Below are 18242 nucleotides of genomic sequence, written 5' to 3'. Positions count from 1 at the left end.
AGAAAATGATCAAAGGAGGATTTGCATGGCGGGGCAAGTAAAGGTAAGTCCGCAATTCAAAAGGCTGTGTGATCAATTTGGAAGAATTCTGGGGGGAGAATCTGAAATTGAGGAGGGGCCGGTTTGTTTTGTCACCCGGATGACGAATTTAAGCGAGACGATCCTGGGAAGAAGAACGCGATCCCCGTTGGTTCAGATGCAAATGTTCTCGTTTGAATCGCTGGATAAGTCGGGGCGTGCGCTATGTCTGGGAGAGACAGCCGTACATCAAAACCAGGTTAACCGTTTGCTCTCGAATCTCCGTAGACGGGGAATAAAAGTGACCGCCCTTCATAATCACTGGCTAAAGGAAAATCCGCGCCTGATGTATATGCACTGGGAAGCCATCGCGAACCCGATTGCATTTGCCAGAAAAACAAAGGAATCCATTGCATTCTTAGGTTAACGCAGCTGGGCTGATGTTTTTACTATAAATTGAAAGGATGAACTTCTCTATGGCGGAACAGATAAAGGCAAGTCCTCGTTTTAAAAGGCTATGCAACCAATTTTCACGCATTTTAGGCGGAACGGAGCATGAAATTACTAAAGGGCCGGTTTGTTTTGTAAGTAGAAATAGGAAAGTGAACGCTTCTATTTTGGGCAGAAGGACAACGTCTCCATTGGTGCGTTATCAGCTGTTCTCGTTTGAATCGCTGGACAGTTCAGGCCGCGCGCTTTGTTTAGGGGAAACGGCTCTCTTCCAGAACCAAGTCAACCAATTGATAAGCAATCTTCGCAAAAATGGAATTAAAGTAACGGCCGTCCACAATCACTGGCTGTTTGAGAATCCGCGTCTGATGTATATCCACTGGGAATCGATCGACAATCCGATTGCCTTCGCAAGAAAGGTTAAACGTTCTATTTCTTTCTTAGGCTAAGATGATGAGATGAATAACCGCATTTAAAGGGGGATTGTTTAGCCCGGCCTCATGGAGGCCGGGATTTTGTTCGGTGTGGAAATTTGCGTTGACATTCTATCATGGCATGTTAAGATATAACCGACAGACAGTCGGTCGGTATGATAGTGTATGGCGAGGAGGGCATATCATTGAGAGTTGTAAAAGATGCAGAGGAGCGCAGAAACGAAATACTGGATGCGGCGGATGAGCTCTTTGCGCTTAAGGGCTTTGATGGTACAAGCACAAACGATATTCTCGTGAAGGTCGGAATTGCACGGGGTACATTGTATCATCACTTCAAGTCAAAGGAAGATATTATGGACGCGCTGATCGAGCGGTATAGCGCCCGTCTTCTAGGCGCAGCTCAGAGTATTGCCGCAGACAAGAGCGTACCCGTTGTCGAGCGTATTATCCGTGTTGTCATGGCACTGAACCTAAGCGGCGGAAGCAGCGAGGAGATTATGGAGCATATCCACAAGCCTCAGAACGCGCTGATGCATCAGAAGATCCAAAAGGTCATTATCCATGGCGTTCCGCCGATATTAACGGAGATCATCCGCGAGGGGATCGAGCAAGGAATGTTCAGCACACCGTATCCTTATGAATGTATGGAGATGATTGTGATTTATGCGAATACCGTCTTTGATGGTGACATGGTTGCATTGACGGATGAGGAGCGCCTGTCGCGAATGCTTGCCTTTATCTGTAATGTGGAGAGACTGCTTGGGGCAGAAAAAGGAAGCCTGAAGGACGTTTTGCGGATGTTTGGGATGAATCCTGAGGCACAGGGGTGACTTATGTATTTTAGATTAATCCGCAATGATATATCAAACAGCAAGCTGATCACGCTGACGACCACGATATTTGTAGCAGCGGCAGCTATGCTGGTCTCGCTTGCGGCGATACTCGTTGTCCATCTGTCGGGGGCGATAGATACGCTGATGACCCGGGCGAAGACGCCTCATTTTATGCAGATGCATGCTGGTGAACTTGATCCTGCCCGGCTGACGGAATTTGCGAATCGGCACAGCAATATGGATGAATTTCAGGTGCTGGAGTTTCTCAATATGGACGGCGCCCGGATTGTACTAGGAGATCGTTCGCTTGCGGATAGTGTCCAGGATAACGGATTCAGCGTCCAGAGCGATAAGTTCGACTATCTGCTTGATCTGAACGGGAATATCATAAACGTATCTGACGGCGAACTGTATGTACCCGTCAACTATATGAGGGATAACACGGTCAAGCTTGGCGACAGGGCAGTCATCAGCGGCAAAGAATTTACCGTAGCGGGATTTCTGCGCGATTCACAGATGAACTCCATGCTCTCCTCCTCCAAGCGATTTCTGGTTAGTCCCCAGGACCACGCAGAATTACAAAGCCTGGGCAGTACGGAATATCTGATCGAATTCAGATTGAAGGATTTATCGGCACTAGGGGCTTTCGAGACCGATTATGCTGCTGCAGGACTGGAAGCGAACGGGCCAACGATTACATATCCGCTATTTAAAATGATCAATGCAATTTCCGATGGAATGATGATTGGGGTCATTCTGCTAGTGAGCGTGCTCGTCGTGGCCATCGCCTTGATGTGCATCCGCTTTACGCTCCTTGCGAAAATCGAAGACGATTACCGCGAAATCGGAGTGATGAAGACATTAGGGCTGCGTATTTCCGACATCAAGAAGATTTATCTTGCCAAATACGCGGCCATTGCGGTGGCGGGGGGCTTGGCGGGCTTTGGATTGTCCTTGGTTTTCAAAGATCTGCTTCTTGAAAATATCCGGCTGTATATGGGGGAGAGCAGCCGCGCATCCCTGGCGCCGTTTCTTGGAATCATCGGCATTCTGCTTGTTTTTCTCGCCATTATGATTTATGTGAGCGGAGTGCTGAGACGCTTTCGGCAGATATCTGCGGCGGAAGCCATTCGTTTCGGCAATTCTCAGGAAAAGGCGACAGTAACAAAGCACATGCGCCTAAGCACGAACCGGCTGTTCAACACGAATATTTTTCTAGGGGTCAAGGATGTTCTGGCCCGAAAAAAACTGTACGCCACCATGCTGATCGTGCTGATCATTTCCGTATTTATCATGATTGTGCCGCAGAATCTGTACAACACGATTTCCTCCAAGAGCTTCATTCAATATATGGGAGTCGGGAGCTATGATTTGCGCATAGATCTCCAGCAGACCGACCGTATATCCGACAAAGCTGCTGAAATTTTAAAGGCAATGAAAGAGGATAAGGCCATTTCCGAGTATGCCGTGTTTGCCACGAAAACGTTCAAAGTAACAACAGAAGCCGGCGTGGAAAAAAATTTAAAAATCGAACTCGGCGACCATTCGATATTCCCTATCGCCTACTCCCAGGGCAGAGCACCTGCCGCAGCAGACGAGATTGCGCTGTCCACTTTGAACGCGGAGGAGCTGAGCAAGAAGACCGGCGATGTCATCACCCTGGTGATCGGGGGGAAGGAAAGGAAGCTGACGGTCAGCGGCATCTATTCCGACATCACCAACGGAGGCAAAACAGCGAAGGCTGTTTTCAACGATCATACGGCAGACGCAATGTGGTACATCATTTCTGCAGAGCTTGCGGACCCATCCCTCATCCACAGCAAGGTCGCGGACTATGCGGGCAGGTTTGCTTACGCTAAGGTTTCTGACATGGATGCCTATATTGCACAGACGTTTGGTTCCACCATAAGCTCCATCGAAAAGGCCTCTTATGCGGCCGTTGCAGTGGCTCTCATGATCATGGTACTGGTTACGCTGCTGTTCATGAAACTGCTTGTTGCCAAAGACAGATACTCCATCGCCGTCATGAAAGCCTTCGGCTTCACAGGCTCCGATATTCAGGCGCAGTATGTATCGCGTGCGGTGTTCGTGCTGATGATCGGCATTGTCCTTGGCACGCTTCTGGCCAACACGCTCGGAGAGATGCTTGCCGGGGCGGTGATCTCCTCCTTTGGAGCGGCAGCGTTTCGTTTTACGGTCGAGCCGCTTGCGGCCTATTTGCTAAATCCGCTGATGATGACTGGCACGGTGCTGATCGCCACCATCCTCGGCACCTTGGGCGCGGGTCGAATCATCATTTCCGAACATATAAAGGAGTAGGCCTATGAAGAAAATCATTATTGGAGATCACCTCATAAAATCCTTCGGCGAGGGCGATGAAAGACGCAACGTATTGGGCGGCGTGACCGTGGAAATAGAGGAAGGCGAGTTCGTGGCCGTTATGGGGCCTTCGGGCTCGGGGAAATCAACGCTGATGTTTGCACTGAGCGGTACGGACCGCGTAAATGACGGCAAGGTCTTGTTTGACGGCAAGGATCTATCCAAGCTTGGGGAGAATGAGCTTGCGGATATGCGCAGAACCCAGATGGGCTTTGTATTTCAACAGCCGACGATGCTGAAGCACCTGAACATCCTTGACAACATCATTCTTCCGTCCATGCGGGGGAGCAGAAAGAACGCCGCAGAAATTACGGCAAAGGCAAGAGCGCTTATGCAAAGGGTAGGCATTGCCGAGCTTGAGAAGCGCGACATGACCCAGGTGTCCGGAGGCCAGCTGCAACGGGCGGGAATATGCCGCGCGCTGATGAACAGTCCGAAAATTATATTCGGCGACGAGCCTACGGGCGCGCTCAATTCCAAATCGGCACAGGAGATTATGGACTTATTTTCCGAAATCAATGCAGAGGGGACCGCGATTCTGCTTGTTACTCACGACGCCACGGTTGCGGCACGGACGGAACGTATTATGTTCATGCGCGATGGAACGATCGTCAGCGAATTGAAGCTTCCGAAGTATAACGGAACGGACACCGATGGAAGGGTCGGGCAGGTAACAGCAAAGATGAGAGAAATAGGAATATAGCTGTGCTGGCGCTGGCCCCGCAGGGAACTGGTTCAAGGGATTTAACGGGATTGCAGGCTCTTCTGTCGCTTACCGGATAACATAGGTTGAATAAAGGCGAGTAATGTCTGATTGAACTTATCGGGCTGCTCGATAAAAGGAAGATGGCCGCAGTCGTGGAACATCGCTCCCGATGCTTGCGGAATAAGCTTGCTAAGGTCGCCGGCAGTCTTCAGATTGAACGGATGATCCCCGTCCGCAGCCACAATCAGGGTAGGGACCTGGATTTCATTCAGCCGCTGCATACTGCTGATGCGCGGCGGAAGGGCAAGGCGAGGGGGGAACCGGCAGAAATTATCGGGATTCCGGACATTCCGCAGCACTTTCTCCCGGGCTGCCCTTCGATGAGGAGAGGGGAAGAAATAGCTCCAGTAATCGTCTTGAATAAAGGCTTCTATGGCAGACTGGCTGCCGCGGAACCGCAGTTGATAGAAGTTGCTGATCCCCTTCCAGAGCATTTTCCAGGGATAACGCTGATTCGTCACAGAGGGAGCCGCGAGCACCAGTGCTCGCACGTACTCAGGATAGGCTAGGGCAAAATCGAGGGCAATGCCTCCGCCCATCGAGGAGCCGATGAGCACGGCTGCATTCAGGTGCAAATGCTCGATTAAGCACTTCAGGTCATGAACGTGAGAGAAGGAGGACGCAGGGGTGCTTGATCCGCCGTAGCCTCTTAAGTCATAGCGGATAACTTGAACATCTTGAGCGTATCTGCCGAAGAAGTCAGCCTGCTCCTCCCAAATATGATGGTCGTTGAAATTGCCGTGAATGAAGATCAAGGGCTGCCCGGACCCATTTGTCCTGTAAAATAGGCGTGCATCGGACAATTCCAAATGATGCTGATCCGCCATCTCAATCCCTCCTTACTTCGACGTATCGAGAAGGTCTGCTTCCTGCAGATAGTCTTCTACGATCGCTCTTAATATTTCCGAAATGGAATAATCAGAGTTGTAGCAGCGCCGGTCGATTTCCGCCCAATAGGCGGGCGGCAGCGTCAAGGATATTTTCCGGGTCAAGCCGATAGGCTTGCGGCCGGCTCCGGGTCGTTTGCCGCCTTTTGGGGCGTTGGGAACCTTATTCCCGGCGATATTGTTATTGTTTGGAATATCCATACTCATCACCCAACCCAAGTTTTTCATATTTGTACATAGCAGTCAATTATTGCTACCTTAATCAAAATAAAGAGCTGACACCGGTTCATACCGGTGTCAGCTTGTTTGTTATCCGTGCCTACAGCTTCCAAATGCGGTACAGGATGGCCGCTGCCTCAGCGCGATTGAGCGAATCATGCGGCGCCAGCTTGTCGTTCTTGCCGGCGACGATGCCGCTCTTCACCAGAGCTGCGATGCTGTCTTTGGCATAGTCGGCAACGCTCTCTGCATCCGTATAAGCGTCTAGGGCTGTGGTGCCTTCGGATAGCTTGCCAGCGGCTGCAAGTGCGCGTGCGGCCAGCGCCATCATATCCTGACGGGAGATCTCGGTGTCAGGTCTGAAGGTATTGTCCGCAAACCCGGCGGCGATACCGAGCTCCCTGGCAATGGCCAATTCATGGCTGTAGTAAGCCGTGGATGGGACATCGCTGAAGGCGGCCTCACTGCGGCCCGTGCCTTTCAGCTCCAGGGTTCTGATCAGCAGCGCCAGAAAGTCCGCTCTGTTGATAGCAGCTTCAGGAGAGAAGCTGCTGTCATCTGTTCCTTGGATGATATCGCGAGCCGCCAGCGCATCAATGGCTTGTTTGGCCCAAGGGACATTGTGCAGATCTCCAAAGCTCTTCGATGAGAAGGATACAGCGTAAGAACCGAAATGGTCAGTTTGGAAAACAACCGTTCCCGCTGCCGCATCATATCTTCCGTTCGGGATTGCTGTCGCGTTGCCGTTGCCGTCAATATACAGAACAACGATCTGTTCCGGATGGTTCAGCTCTTCCGCGGATGGCGTGTAGGGAATAGCTACCGTGATTGGAGCATCAGGGTTATTCCAGGCGATGACATTATCGCCTGCCGTGATGCTCAGGTCGATCGCCGGGCGGCTGCCGACCCGCTCCCGTGCAGCTGCACTCCAGCCCTCAGTAGAGGCTGCTCCTACGCGGATAGATACTTGATCAGCGTCATCGGCCGCATTGGACAGTAGTCCGCTCGGAATTTGCAGTGTCGCTCGATCCGTTTTCAACAATAGCTGGAAGGCTTCCTGCCCCTTCAGGCTCTGTGCTGGCAGCTGCACTTCATAGGACGCTGCCTCTGTCTGTTCCGCCACGTCAATGACGATTTGTTTCTTGCCATTTGCGGCAGGAGTGGCTTGCTCGAGAGCTTTGCTCAGGGTGTCTTTAGAAATCGCAGCCGTTGCATGCCCGTTATCGACTTTGACTTCCGGTTTAATTGTGACTACACCGTCTTTGCTCTCCACAGTTCCTTCTTGAGGGGCAGATCCGCTGCCGCTATTGGTGCTTCCGCTGCTGCTTCCGCTTCCGCCGCTGCTGCTTCCGCCTGGGGAAGCTGGCTTGCCGATGAGAGACAACACGCCGTACACGGAAGTATCCTGGTATCCGTTGCCGGTTGTGTCATTCCACGTGGCTACGCTTTGGCGGGCGCCGTCTTTGGCGTCATTGATCTGGGTGTCGAAGCCTACTTTCATATTGTTGGCCGGTGTAATCGTTTTGAACGGAATCTTCATTTCCACCGTGTAGTTCGAGCCGGAAACCTGGACAGCCGATTCGAAGCCTTCAGCGAGGCTTGGCGGATTAAACGAAGTCTCGTTAGCAAAATTGATTCTATACTGCCCGTCGTCATCTTGATAGAACGAGGTTTTGGCATTGTTCTCGTCCAGGAAGACCTCGACGGAATCATGCTCCCATTCGTTAGCGCTGGATTTGTCGAGCTGGGAGTCGCTTACCTGGACCAATACGTACAGGTTCTTGTCGTCCCACAGCGCTTTGGCAACTCCATTTGCTCCCTGCCAAGCCATCTGATACCGGTTAATTGGCATGCCCGGGGTGTCATTCCATACGGCGTCAACCGTTCCGTCAATGACCGGAGTGGCAAATTTGGCCGAGGACTGGTTGGCATTGCCTGTCTCAGGCTGATGCTCCTCGATGAATTTATCCGGGTTAATGACACCGTAATAAGCCGGTTTGGCCTGGAGATTTTTATCAAATAGCAATGGATTGCTCGAAGCTCTCCAGCTTGTGGCATCATCGAGGCCCCAGAACGTAACGCGGGCGATATGATCGGCGTGCTCCTTATAGATTTTGAACAGCTCTGCGTATAAATAGCCTTGTGCATTGGCAAGTTGCTCGGAGAGCTCATAGTTGCTGCCGGCTTGAATGTCCAGCTCGGTGACGCTCACTTCCACGCCTAAGGAAATGAACTTCTCCAAGGACAGCTTGACGTTGGCCGGGTTCGTGTTCACCGAATAATGCCCCTGCATGCCGACGCCGTCGATCAGCAGCTTGCCTGGGTGTGTCTTGGCGTAATTCTCATTGATTTCTTTGACCATGCTGTAGATGGCCTCGGCTTTGTTCTGGTTATCATCGTTGTAATCATTGTAGTACAGCTTGATGTCCCAGCCTTTCTCGTCCAGCACTTCCCGGGCGGCGAGGAACGCCTGCTCGATATAGTCCGGACCGATGGCCTGATACCATGGAGCCTTGCGCAGCGCCTCTTTCCAATCGGACGGATTAGGCGGATTATCGTTCATCGCTTCATTGACGACGTCCCAGGAAATGACTCTGTCGCCGAAATGCTCAACGACCGTTCGGATATGGGCTCTTAAGTTCGCGAGCGCCTCGTCCCGGCTCAGGGGAACCGTATTGCCTGCCGCATCCGTCGTCGTATTCATCCATGCCGGCGATTGCTGATGCCAGACCAGTACGTGTCCGTGCATCTGCATTCCCTCGGCTAGAATTTTATCCACCATTGCATCAGCGGCATCAAAGGTAAAGTCCCCTTTGCTCGGCTGCAGTGCATCCGGCTTCATAGCATTGCCGGCCGTGGCGACGTTGTGATGCATCTTCAGCAGCTCAAGCCGAACGCCGTCGAGGTCCTCTGCGGATATGGCGCTGCCGATCAGGAAGTCAGATTGATAAGCGTCTTTGATCGGAAGCAGGTCCTTCTCGATATCAATCGGTCCGGCGCTTGTTTTCTCAAAGCTGATATCGTCGATATAGAAGGAGGCCGCAGCGTTATTGGAGCTCTCCACATAGATCGTTAAGTATTCATCGCCGACGCTGTTATAACGGTAGGTTCCCTCAAACTGGACCCAGCCGTCGCTGGCATTGATCGTTTTAGGGGCAAGTGCGACATAATTCGCGCTGCCGCCGTTGCCGATTTGCGTAGACAGCTGAAGCTGCGAGCTTGCAGGGTGGATCAGCTTGACCCAAGCGGAAATCTTGTATTCGCTGCCCTTGTCGACGTATTCCTCGACACGCAGCGACGGGCCATGCCAAGTCGATGTTCTGCCTTCTACCTTCAAAGCGCGGGAGCCGCCTTCGGTATGATTGGCTTCTTCGGTGACGGTCAGCGTTTCAGTGCCTGCACGTCCCTCAAATCCGCCGGTCGTTCCGTCCTCGAAGGTGATGGTGGTGAAATCCTTTGCTGGCGGTCTAGGCGGTTCAGGATTGCCGCCGCCGGAATTGGCCTTCTCGGTGATCAGGATGTCCCCGATGTAGAAGGGAACGGAGGCTCCTTCATCGTTGGATTGAATGCGCAGAGCCGTATCCTTGCTGGTATCGACGGTTAATTCTCTGGTCAAAGTAACAGCTTTGCCAGCTTCATAGTTAACGCCGGTCCAGTTCCCATAGCTATCCACAGTTAGAAGAACAGCCTGGGCGCCGCTTGGTATGCTCTCGTTCGCATCCACATAGACGGATGCTGTGACGGTGTAAGTTTTGCCGTTAACCAGGTGGATGTCGGCAAATTTAAAATCAGCTCCGTCATAGTTGTTCGTTCGGTTGCTGACATATAGAGCCGCTCCATCATCGTTCCCGTCAAAGACCTTGCCGGTGACTAGTGCCAGTTGAGCGCCACCCGACTGTGTCGCCGCGCCTTGACCGCCGGCAAAGGTCTCGTGATAGACGGTTACTGCATCATTCGTGGCCGACGGCGCCGCCGCATTCGCTTCTGGAGGCAGCCAGCCTAAAGGAATAAGCAGGATTACTGCAAGCAAAATCGAGATGCCTTGCTTAATCATTTTTCCCATTCGTTGCATTCCCCCTACAGTAGATTGGTTAAAACGGTAAAGCGCTTTCAATAGATTGAAGGAGTCCTCCTTTCCCAACCCAAATCATAGCATCCGTGCAAAAAACGCTTCTAGCTAGAAATTAAAGAATATTCCGTAGTTTTTAAAGATAAATTTCCATTTGTGCTCTTTAAGTTGGGGAACAGAGGGGTTGTCTTAGATGGATTACATCAACAATTAATACTACAGAATAATAACAGTTTTAAACTATCTGGGAAGAATATGTTATATCTTTTATATAACATCTTAAGTTTTATATGTAACATTCATAGTTTTGTGTATTCATTACAGATGAGAAATTTATTATATTATTTGTTAATAATTAAGCTATATTTAAAGAATAAAGAGGATGTTTAGGTAGAGAACATTTTAAATGAGGAAGGGAGGCTTGTCAGATCTTAGTGGGCGGACGTCTCAGCCCCTAATTTTTAATGCGAGATTGAAGACAAAATGTATTTTATACAGCTAGTTAAGCTCTTTTATAAAAAATACATATGCTAAATGTAAAGCATGCTGTTAGTTTGCCTTGAATTGGCTGATTCGTCGAAATAGCCTTAAACTAAATGTAAGTTTTGCAATTAGTTCCCTTTAACACGGCTCAAACAGATGATCTAACTGCATGAAGTACATTCAATTTCCTCGCTGAAGAGGATGGACGAAAGCATGGAAGATGAAGATGGGTAAATTAGAGGAATTTATATAGGTTGTATGTTGTGTGCTAGAGCATTGCAAGAGCAGAATTCTGAATAAACGGAGGGAAGTAATTTATGAAGCTTTCGTTAGGGGATTCACCGGTAATCGGCTATCAGCATCATGCCTACAGGCTGTCCATTATGGCGCAGCATACTGATTTTTTCAACTGGCTTTATTGTAATTACATTCAGTTAGTGCTGATTAAGAAGCCATATACACCTATGCTTGATTTCTATGAATTTCAAAAATCCAGTCCGCTGCTTGGAGAAATGTACATTCCGAAGTCGTTAATTACGAAGTATACGCCGCTCATCCCATTTCTTAAAGATAGGCTAGAGGAAGGCAAGTATATCATGACCTTTGTTAATGAGTATTACGTGCCAAACAGGGTGAACTATCAAATAATGCATAATGCACATGATATATTTTTGTATGGGTACAACCCGGAACGGGATGAGTTTCACATTGCCGGCTTTAATGAGAGCTTTCTATATAATACTGGAGAGATCGAGACTGCCTTACTGGAAAAAGCGCTTTTGCATTTTGACCAATCCGAAGGCGAGCTAATGCAGTGGGTCGATGGCATGCACTTACTGGAGCTAAAACCTTCCGGTACGTTTGGATTTGATCAGCAAATTATGCTTGAGCAAATGGAAGAGTACCTTTATAGCCGGAATTCCTCAGAACGTTTCCGCATGTACGGCAATTCCGCTGAACATGTTTTTGGAGTAGCTGTATATGATGAAATTGCCGAGTATCTGCGTTATGTCAACAGTCATATAACGGATGTGAGGATATTCCATATCTTATACGAGCATAAAAAAGTGATGCACGCCAGGCTGCGCTTCTTGGCAGAGCATAGAGGAGTCCAACTGCCTAACGATCATATCGACCGTTATGAGCAATTGGTAGAACAATGCTTAATTCTCCGAAATCTTTGTCTCCGCATGCAAATCAGTGAGAAGCTGGAGATTGTGAACCGAATGATTACACTGCTTGAGACCATTAAGGAAAATGAGATGAAGCTGCTAAAGGAGATTATCGGCGAGCTGGCCAGCAAGTGATTGAATTTTGTGAGGCTGCGGACCAATATTTTATGCTCACATAGGGTAAATTAGGAATTATGAAGACTTCGTGAAGATGTTTGACAATGAGAATCAATAGCATATAATAATGATTATAAATAAGAATTAGTTTTAGTTGATTGAGACGGTGTGATAAACTAGTCTTAAGCTTCTATCACTAATTGCGAAAATTTAGGAGGTAAGATTAACCATGGCATTGATTGGAACAGAGGTACTACCGTTTAAAGCAATGGCTTTCCACAACGGTGAATTCATCGAGGTATCTGACGAGAACTTCAAAGGCAAATGGAGCGTAGTTTGCTTCTACCCAGCAGACTTCACATTTGTGTGCCCAACTGAACTTGAAGACTTGCAGGATCAATATGCAACATTGAAAGACCTTGGCGTAGAAGTATACTCCGTATCCACGGATTCCCACTTCGTGCACAAAGCATGGCATGACAGCTCCGAGGCCATCGGCAAGGTTACTTACATTATGATTGGTGACCCATCCCATACTATTTCCCGTAACTTCGACGTGCTGGATGAAGCAAGCGGCATGGCGAACCGTGCTACGTTCATCATCGATCCAGACGGCGTAATCCAAACGGTTGAAATCACTGCAGACGGCATCGGCCGTGATGCAAGCACGCTTATCGACAAAATCAAGGCAGCTCAATACGTACGCAAACATCCAGGCGAAGTGTGCCCTGCGAAATGGAAAGAAGGCGGAGAAACATTGAAGCCTAGCCTTGATCTCGTAGGTAAGATCTAAGGAGAGAGAAAATCATGAAACTGGATGCAGACATTAAACAACAACTGGAGCAATATCTTCAGCTTTTGGAAGGCGATGTTCTGCTGAAAGTCAGTGCAGGTAGCGATTCTGTATCTAACGACATGCTGGATCTAGTGAATGAACTGTCCAGCATGTCGGACAGAATCACGGTAGAGCGCACGGAATTGGCTAGAACGCCAAGTTTTAGCGTAAATCGTGTAGGTGAAGAAGATACTGGCGTAGTATTTGCCGGCGTTCCATTGGGACATGAATTCACTTCGCTCGTTCTGGCACTGCTACAAGTCAGCGGCAGAGCTCCAAAGGTGGAACAAAGCGTAATTGATCAGATCAAGAGCATTAAAGGCGAATATAACTTCGAGACTTACGTAAGCCTATCCTGCCACAACTGTCCAGACGTTGTGCAGGCACTCAACTTGATGAGTATTCTGAACCCTGGCATCACACATACGATGATCGACGGTGCAGCCTTCAAGGAAGAAGTGGAGAGCAAGGACATTCTGGCCGTGCCGACCGTTCACCTGAATGGCGAGTTCTTCGAGAGCGGCCGCATGACGATCGATGACATCCTTGCGAAGCTGGTTACCTCGGATGCCTCCGAGTTCGAGAACAAAGAGCCGTATGACGTCCTGGTCATCGGCGGCGGACCAGCCGGCGCGAGTGCGGCGATTTATGCGGCACGCAAAGGAATCCGCACAGGTATTGTGGCCGAGCGCTTCGGCGGTCAGGTTAATGATACCTTGAGCATCGAGAACTTCATCAGCGTGAAGTACACGGAAGGGCCTAAACTCGCTGCCAGCCTTGAAGAGCATGCGAAGGAATACAACATCGATATCATGAAGGCACAACGTGCGAAACGTCTGGAGAAGAAGGATCTTATTGAAGTAGAGCTGGAAAATGGCGCAATTCTGAAGAGCAAGACCGTCATCATTTCTACAGGAGCCCGCTGGCGCAATCTGGGCGTACCTGGCGAAGCAGAATATAAGAATAAAGGCGTAGCCTACTGCCCGCATTGCGATGGTCCTCTATTCGCAGGCAAGAAGGTTGCCGTAGTAGGCGGCGGAAACTCTGGTATTGAGGCAGCGATTGACCTTGCAGGTCTTACCGACCATGTTACCGTTCTGGAATTCATGCCAGAGCTGAAGGCAGACTCTGTACTGCAAGACCGTCTGAATAGTTTGCCAAATACGACTGTTATCAAAAATGCGCAAGTGAAAGAAATCACGGGGTCGAACCGAGTTGACGGCGTCAGCTACATCGAGCGCGAGAGCGGCGAGACTAAGCATCTTGATCTCGAGGGCGTATTCGTTCAAATCGGTCTGGTTCCGAATACCGATTGGCTCGGTGACACGATTGAACGTACTCGCATGGGCGAAATCGTGGTTGACAATCATGGCGCAACGAGCATCCCTGGCGTATTCGCTGCCGGCGACTGCACGAACTCGCCTTACAAGCAAATCATCATTTCGATGGGATCCGGTGCTACCGCAGCTTTAGGTGCATTCGATTACCTGATTCGGAATCAATAATATATTTATTAACGGCCTTGGTCCTGATCTATTTTGGGACTGGGGCCGTTTTTAGTTGTGCTTGTCATCATATTTCCTTCGATAGTGGCTCAGCGCCAGGAGCGGCCAGATGTATCGGTAGCTGTGATAATGGGTATAAAAATGCCAGGACCCATCCTCCCGCTGCTGCTGAATCAGCGTTGTGGTCAGCCGCTTTATTTCCTCATCCACTGCATGGAGCGCGTCGCCCATCCTTTGGTACCTCCGAGCTATGTCTTTATAGCATTATATGAGGTCAGGGGAGGGGAAATGAGGGGGAAGACGCAAAGAGCAAAGAACATCTCCAGAGCCGCCCATATCTAAACAGATAGGGGACGACCCTCATGGAGATGTTCTTAGACATATTACGATCAAATCTGGTTCAGGATCAGAGCATCTAAGCCCAGATTTGCACATAGCACATTACTGATTGCTCGCTGCTTATTGCTCATTGCTCATTGCTCACTGCTTATTTCTTATTGCCGTTCATACTCAGCGATCATCTCTGCAATCACATCGTCCGGCGAGCGATCGACCAACCAGGTCTGGCCAAACATCTGGAAGATCTTAATGGCCGGGAAGTCGCCCCAGAAGCCAATGAACACATCGTCCAGAATGACTTGCTCGCTGACATGCTTGTTCATCTCCGCAAGATAAACTTCAAAGATGCCTCTCGCCTTCGGTGTGTTGATCCAGTCGTTCAGCAGGCTGAACTTGTGGAAGGAGATTGGCTCCAAGCCGAAGTCGCAATGGACACGCTCACGCAGGCGAATATCTCGGGAAGAACTGCCGATCGCGATTTGGAAGTACCCTGTCTCCGCCACCCATTTGTTGTATTTCGTGTTGTAATAAGCGAAATCGCGTTCCTCCAGCACGAATTGAACCTGCTGCTTCTCGCCGGGAGCAAGGGCAATTTTCGCAAATGCCTTAAGCTCTTTCTCCGGACGGCCCCAGCTGCACTCTTCATCATGAACATAGAGCTGAACAACCTCTTTACCGGCCATCTTCCCGGTATTCTCTACTGTAAAGCTTACGTTCACATTTCTGTCTTGCTGAACAGCCTTCAGATCGGAGTAAGCGAAGGTCGTATACGACAAGCCATGCCCGAACGGAAATTGCGGCGCCAGCTCCTTGCGCTCATAGTAGCGGTAACCGATATAGAGTCCTTCGCGATAGTAGAGCTTGCCGTTCTCGCCGCGAATCCGCATATGCGCCGGGTTGTCGGACAGCTTAACAGGGAAGGTCTCCGACAGCTTGCCGGACGGATTGACACGTCCGAACAGAATGTCGGCAATCGCTTTGCCGCTGCCTTGGCCGGTCAGCCAGGAATGAAGCACGCCTGGCACATACTGAACCCAGGAATTCATCGCTAGCGCTGATCCGCTGCTAGTGACGACGATGCAGCGAGGCTGAACCTCTGTCACCGCCTTGATGAGCTTCTGCTGATGAAGCGGCAGCTCGATCGTCTCCAGATCATGCATTTCTGATTCAACATACTCCGGCTGACCGACGAACAGTACAGCAACGTCTGCGGATGCTGCAAGCGCCGCGCTCTCCTGAATCATTTGCTCATCGATGCGGTCATCCTGCGGATATCCTTCGGCATAGACCAGGTCAACCTGATCGCCTGCGATGTTCTTCAGTTCATCCCATGGAATATCAACACGTGTCGGGGTTACTCTCGCACTGCCGGCACCCTGAATTCTTGGGTGCTTCGCAAACGTTCCGATGACGGCCATTTTGGACAGCTTCTTGGAATCAAGCGGCAGAATGCCATTGTCATTTTTCAGCAATACGATACTTTCCGCAGCCGCCCGGCGCGCCAGATCATGATAATCCACGTTCGCAGGAGCCGATTCGATATTCGCTTCCTTAACCTTGCGCACAAGCTCGATAATACGGCCAGCGGACTGATCAACGACCGCTTCGTCCAATTTGCCCTCCTCGACGGCCTTTACAATCGCTTTAGTATTGTAGTAAGCAGGGCCTGGCATTTCCAGATCCAGACCTGCAGCCAGACCGCGAATCCGGTCATTGACAGCGGTCCAGTCCGAGATGACTACCCCGTCATAGCCCCATTCCTCGCGCAAAATATCATGCAATAAATGCTCGTTCTCACTCGTGTAAGAGCCGTTAAGCAGGTTGTAGGAGCACATGACGGTCCATGGATTGGCTTTTTTCACAATCCGCTCGAAGGCAGCGAGATAAATCTCGCGAAGTGTCCGCTCATCGATTTCGGAGCTTGTGACGATTTTCTCGAACTCTTGGTTGTTCCCGGCGAAATGCTTCAACGAAGCGCCAACGCCTTGGCTTTGCAGACCGTTCACGAAGGCGGCTCCAAGCTCGCCCGACAGGACCGGATCCTCGGAGTAATATTCGAAGTTCCGGCCGCCCAGCGGCGTACGCTTCATGTTGATCCCAGGCCCTAAGAGCAAATCAACCTCCATATCGCGTCCTTCTATTCCTAAGGCTACACCAAGTTCATGCAGCAGCTCCGTGTTCCAGGAAGAGCCGATGGCTGATCCCGTAGGGTAGCAGGTTGCAGGGATATTCTCCCCGGTGATGCCCATCTCTTCATTACTGTTCGTTTTACGGATTCCGTTTGTTCCATCGTACATTTGCAGAGCGGGAATCCCGTGTTGTTCAAAGCCCTTTGTCATCCACATATTTAGTCCGGCGCAGATGGCCGCTTTTTCTTCCAAAGTCATAGCCGCGAGCAGTTCTTTTGTTGGTCTCATCGTTATGTCTCTCCTATCGTTACAAATTTCGTCGTTTAGAAAGTCCACTTATGATCACAAATTTAAATTATTCAGCAGCAGCGAGCTGCTCTTTCTTAAGCTCTTGCTTGTCGTACACTTTGAAGAACGGGAACCAGACGAGGAACATCTGGAACAATACAATTGCCAGAAGCACGACGCCCTTGAATCCGGTCAAGAGGTACGTGGAAATACCGATCGGCGTATACCAGAGCTGGAACACTTTACTTGGAATGTCTACCAGCCCAAGATCAAGCACGATGTAGACGATAATCGGCGTAATGATGCCGTTGATCCACATCGGGATCATCAGAATCGGGTTAAAGGCAACCGGAGCCCCGTAAATCACCGGCTCATTGATATTGAACAGGGAAGGGACAATCGTTGCTTTCCCGATCGATTTTAATTTCTTCGACTTCGCGAACATGAACCAGACAATCAGCGGCAGAGTGGCCCCGAGTCCGCCAACGCCGACCCAGCCGGAGAAGAACGTCTCGAACGTGTTGATATTAACCGGCTCCAAGCCTTGGGCGACGAGTGAAGCGTTCTGTTCGATCGCCGGAATCCAGATCGAGTAGAAAATGGGAGTCATGACCCACGGACTGACACCGAAGGAATAGAGCAGCACTCCGATAAAGTTGAATAAGACGAAGCCAATTAAGGTCTGGCTAATTTTTTGCAGCGGGTTGAAAATGTTTACGATCAGTGCAAACATGTCGAAATGCAATTGGTAGATCAGAACCCAGCCGATCACAAGAACCAGGGCAATCGGGACGAGAAAGTCGAACCAGTCCTTAATGAACTCAGGCAGGGTCGTATTTTTCTTGAAGAAAGAGAATCGGTTAAAGACATTAAAGATAGCAGCTACAAATGCACCCACCAAAAGAGCAGTCACCATCCCCGAAGGACCGAAGCGCTCAAGGACGAATTGTACCGTTCCGTCTTCACCGAAGGTCGGCTTGAGCAGCATCATGAACAAGGATAAGCCAGTTGCGCCCGCTATGAGCTTAATCTTGTCGTGTCCCTTCTTCTGCATGACGGTATATGGTGTCAGAAAAGCAATAAAAATGCCAAGCAATCCGAAGCTGAACGTCGTAATTGGCGACAAATCAGGCATGCCTGGGATGAAGTCATTCAGAATGGACACTAAGGTTATCAATGAACCAATGAAGATCATCGGTAATGCGACCATAATCGCTTCCTGAATGGAATCGACCCAGACATTCTTCGTAAATGCTTCTAATCGTGGGGCGAAGTTCTCTTCCATCCACTTCATTAGACGTTGCATTATGATTCCTCCT

14 protein-coding genes are annotated in these 18242 nt (G+C 49.9%); 8 read left to right on the top strand and 6 right to left on the bottom strand.

The window, feature by feature from the left end; all coding sequences use genetic code 11:
- Positions 1-25: 25 nt before the first annotated feature.
- From GNP95_RS18835 to GNP95_RS18815, 5 genes are all read left to right on the top strand, one after another.
- Positions 26-445 carry a DUF1259 domain-containing protein gene (locus GNP95_RS18835; protein ID WP_155612401.1) on the top strand — a complete coding sequence of 140 codons (420 nt, stop codon included), beginning with the start codon at positions 26-28 and terminating at the stop codon, positions 443-445.
- A 49-nt stretch (positions 446-494) separates the two neighbouring features.
- A complete protein-coding gene (locus GNP95_RS18830; RefSeq protein ID WP_155612400.1) occupies positions 495-917 on the top strand; it encodes a DUF1259 domain-containing protein in 423 nt (140 codons plus the stop codon).
- A gap of 170 nt (positions 918-1087) precedes the next feature.
- Positions 1088-1732 (top strand): TetR/AcrR family transcriptional regulator, encoded by a 645-nt coding sequence (locus GNP95_RS18825; protein WP_155612399.1) that lies wholly within the window; start codon positions 1088-1090, stop codon positions 1730-1732.
- Positions 1733-1735: 3 nt separating this feature from the next.
- Positions 1736-4054: an ABC transporter permease gene (locus GNP95_RS18820; protein ID WP_155612398.1), complete on the top strand. Its 2319-nt coding sequence runs from the start codon at positions 1736-1738 to the stop codon at positions 4052-4054.
- A 4-nt stretch (positions 4055-4058) separates the two neighbouring features.
- The gene (locus tag GNP95_RS18815; protein WP_155612397.1) at positions 4059-4817 is read left to right on the top strand and encodes an ABC transporter ATP-binding protein; all 759 of its coding nucleotides are present in this window, start codon (positions 4059-4061) and stop codon (positions 4815-4817) included.
- 41 nt (positions 4818-4858) lie between these two features.
- Here GNP95_RS18815 and GNP95_RS18810 read toward each other — a convergent pair whose 3' ends face one another.
- From GNP95_RS18810 to GNP95_RS18800, 3 genes are all read right to left on the bottom strand, one after another.
- The gene (locus GNP95_RS18810) at positions 4859-5707 is read right to left on the bottom strand and encodes an alpha/beta fold hydrolase (RefSeq protein ID WP_155612396.1); all 849 of its coding nucleotides are present in this window, start codon (positions 5705-5707) and stop codon (positions 4859-4861) included.
- A 12-nt stretch (positions 5708-5719) separates the two neighbouring features.
- Positions 5720-5995, bottom strand: coding sequence for a ribbon-helix-helix domain-containing protein (locus GNP95_RS18805; protein ID WP_230873911.1), 276 nt, complete (start codon positions 5993-5995; stop codon positions 5720-5722).
- Between the two features lie 91 nt (positions 5996-6086).
- Positions 6087-10049 (bottom strand): endo-1,4-beta-xylanase, encoded by a 3963-nt coding sequence (locus GNP95_RS18800; protein WP_155612395.1) that lies wholly within the window; start codon positions 10047-10049, stop codon positions 6087-6089.
- A gap of 806 nt (positions 10050-10855) precedes the next feature.
- Here GNP95_RS18800 and GNP95_RS18795 point away from each other — a divergent pair.
- From GNP95_RS18795 to ahpF, 3 genes are all read left to right on the top strand, one after another.
- Positions 10856-11845, top strand: a complete 990-nt coding sequence (locus tag GNP95_RS18795) for a cysteine peptidase family C39 domain-containing protein (protein WP_155612394.1) — start codon at positions 10856-10858, stop codon at positions 11843-11845.
- 211 nt (positions 11846-12056) lie between these two features.
- On the top strand, positions 12057-12620 hold the full coding sequence (gene ahpC, locus GNP95_RS18790) for an alkyl hydroperoxide reductase subunit C (RefSeq protein WP_155612393.1): 564 nt from the start codon (positions 12057-12059) through the stop codon (positions 12618-12620).
- A 14-nt stretch (positions 12621-12634) separates the two neighbouring features.
- Positions 12635-14167 (top strand): alkyl hydroperoxide reductase subunit F, encoded by a 1533-nt coding sequence (gene ahpF, locus GNP95_RS18785; protein ID WP_155612392.1) that lies wholly within the window; start codon positions 12635-12637, stop codon positions 14165-14167.
- Between the two features lie 51 nt (positions 14168-14218).
- On the opposite strand, the gene GNP95_RS18780 is transcribed toward ahpF, so the two are convergent.
- The 3 genes from GNP95_RS18780 to GNP95_RS18770 form a co-directional block, all read right to left on the bottom strand.
- Complete coding sequence (locus tag GNP95_RS18780) at positions 14219-14398, bottom strand: hypothetical protein (protein ID WP_155612391.1); 180 nt, start codon at positions 14396-14398, stop codon at positions 14219-14221.
- A 263-nt stretch (positions 14399-14661) separates the two neighbouring features.
- The gene (locus tag GNP95_RS18775; RefSeq protein ID WP_155612390.1) at positions 14662-16923 is read right to left on the bottom strand and encodes a beta-glucosidase family protein; all 2262 of its coding nucleotides are present in this window, start codon (positions 16921-16923) and stop codon (positions 14662-14664) included.
- 67 nt (positions 16924-16990) lie between these two features.
- Positions 16991-18229, bottom strand: coding sequence for a PTS sugar transporter subunit IIC (locus GNP95_RS18770; RefSeq protein WP_155612389.1), 1239 nt, complete (start codon positions 18227-18229; stop codon positions 16991-16993).
- Positions 18230-18242: the final 13 nt, after the last annotated feature.

It is taken from the genome of Paenibacillus woosongensis, assembly GCF_009725165.1.
In the GTDB taxonomy this organism is placed as follows: domain Bacteria; phylum Bacillota; class Bacilli; order Paenibacillales; family Paenibacillaceae; genus Fontibacillus; species Fontibacillus woosongensis.
This window is presented reverse-complemented; position numbering and strand designations above follow the sequence as displayed.

Coding starts and splice junctions, on each gene's coding strand:
- GNP95_RS18835 (WP_155612401.1), top strand. CDS start 26: ATGGCGGGGCAAGTAAAGGTAAGTCCGCAATTCAAAAGGCTGTGTGAT.
- GNP95_RS18830 (WP_155612400.1), top strand. CDS start 495: ATGGCGGAACAGATAAAGGCAAGTCCTCGTTTTAAAAGGCTATGCAAC.
- GNP95_RS18820 (WP_155612398.1), top strand. CDS start 1,736: ATGTATTTTAGATTAATCCGCAATGATATATCAAACAGCAAGCTGATC.
- GNP95_RS18815 (WP_155612397.1), top strand. CDS start 4,059: ATGAAGAAAATCATTATTGGAGATCACCTCATAAAATCCTTCGGCGAG.
- GNP95_RS18810 (WP_155612396.1), bottom strand. CDS start 5,707: ATGGCGGATCAGCATCATTTGGAATTGTCCGATGCACGCCTATTTTAC.
- GNP95_RS18805 (WP_230873911.1), bottom strand. CDS start 5,995: ATGAAAAACTTGGGTTGGGTGATGAGTATGGATATTCCAAACAATAAC.
- GNP95_RS18800 (WP_155612395.1), bottom strand. CDS start 10,049: ATGGGAAAAATGATTAAGCAAGGCATCTCGATTTTGCTTGCAGTAATC.
- GNP95_RS18795 (WP_155612394.1), top strand. CDS start 10,856: ATGAAGCTTTCGTTAGGGGATTCACCGGTAATCGGCTATCAGCATCAT.
- ahpC (WP_155612393.1), top strand. CDS start 12,057: ATGGCATTGATTGGAACAGAGGTACTACCGTTTAAAGCAATGGCTTTC.
- ahpF (WP_155612392.1), top strand. CDS start 12,635: ATGAAACTGGATGCAGACATTAAACAACAACTGGAGCAATATCTTCAG.
- GNP95_RS18780 (WP_155612391.1), bottom strand. CDS start 14,398: ATGGGCGACGCGCTCCATGCAGTGGATGAGGAAATAAAGCGGCTGACC.
- GNP95_RS18775 (WP_155612390.1), bottom strand. CDS start 16,923: ATGAGACCAACAAAAGAACTGCTCGCGGCTATGACTTTGGAAGAAAAA.
- GNP95_RS18770 (WP_155612389.1), bottom strand. CDS start 18,229: ATGCAACGTCTAATGAAGTGGATGGAAGAGAACTTCGCCCCACGATTA.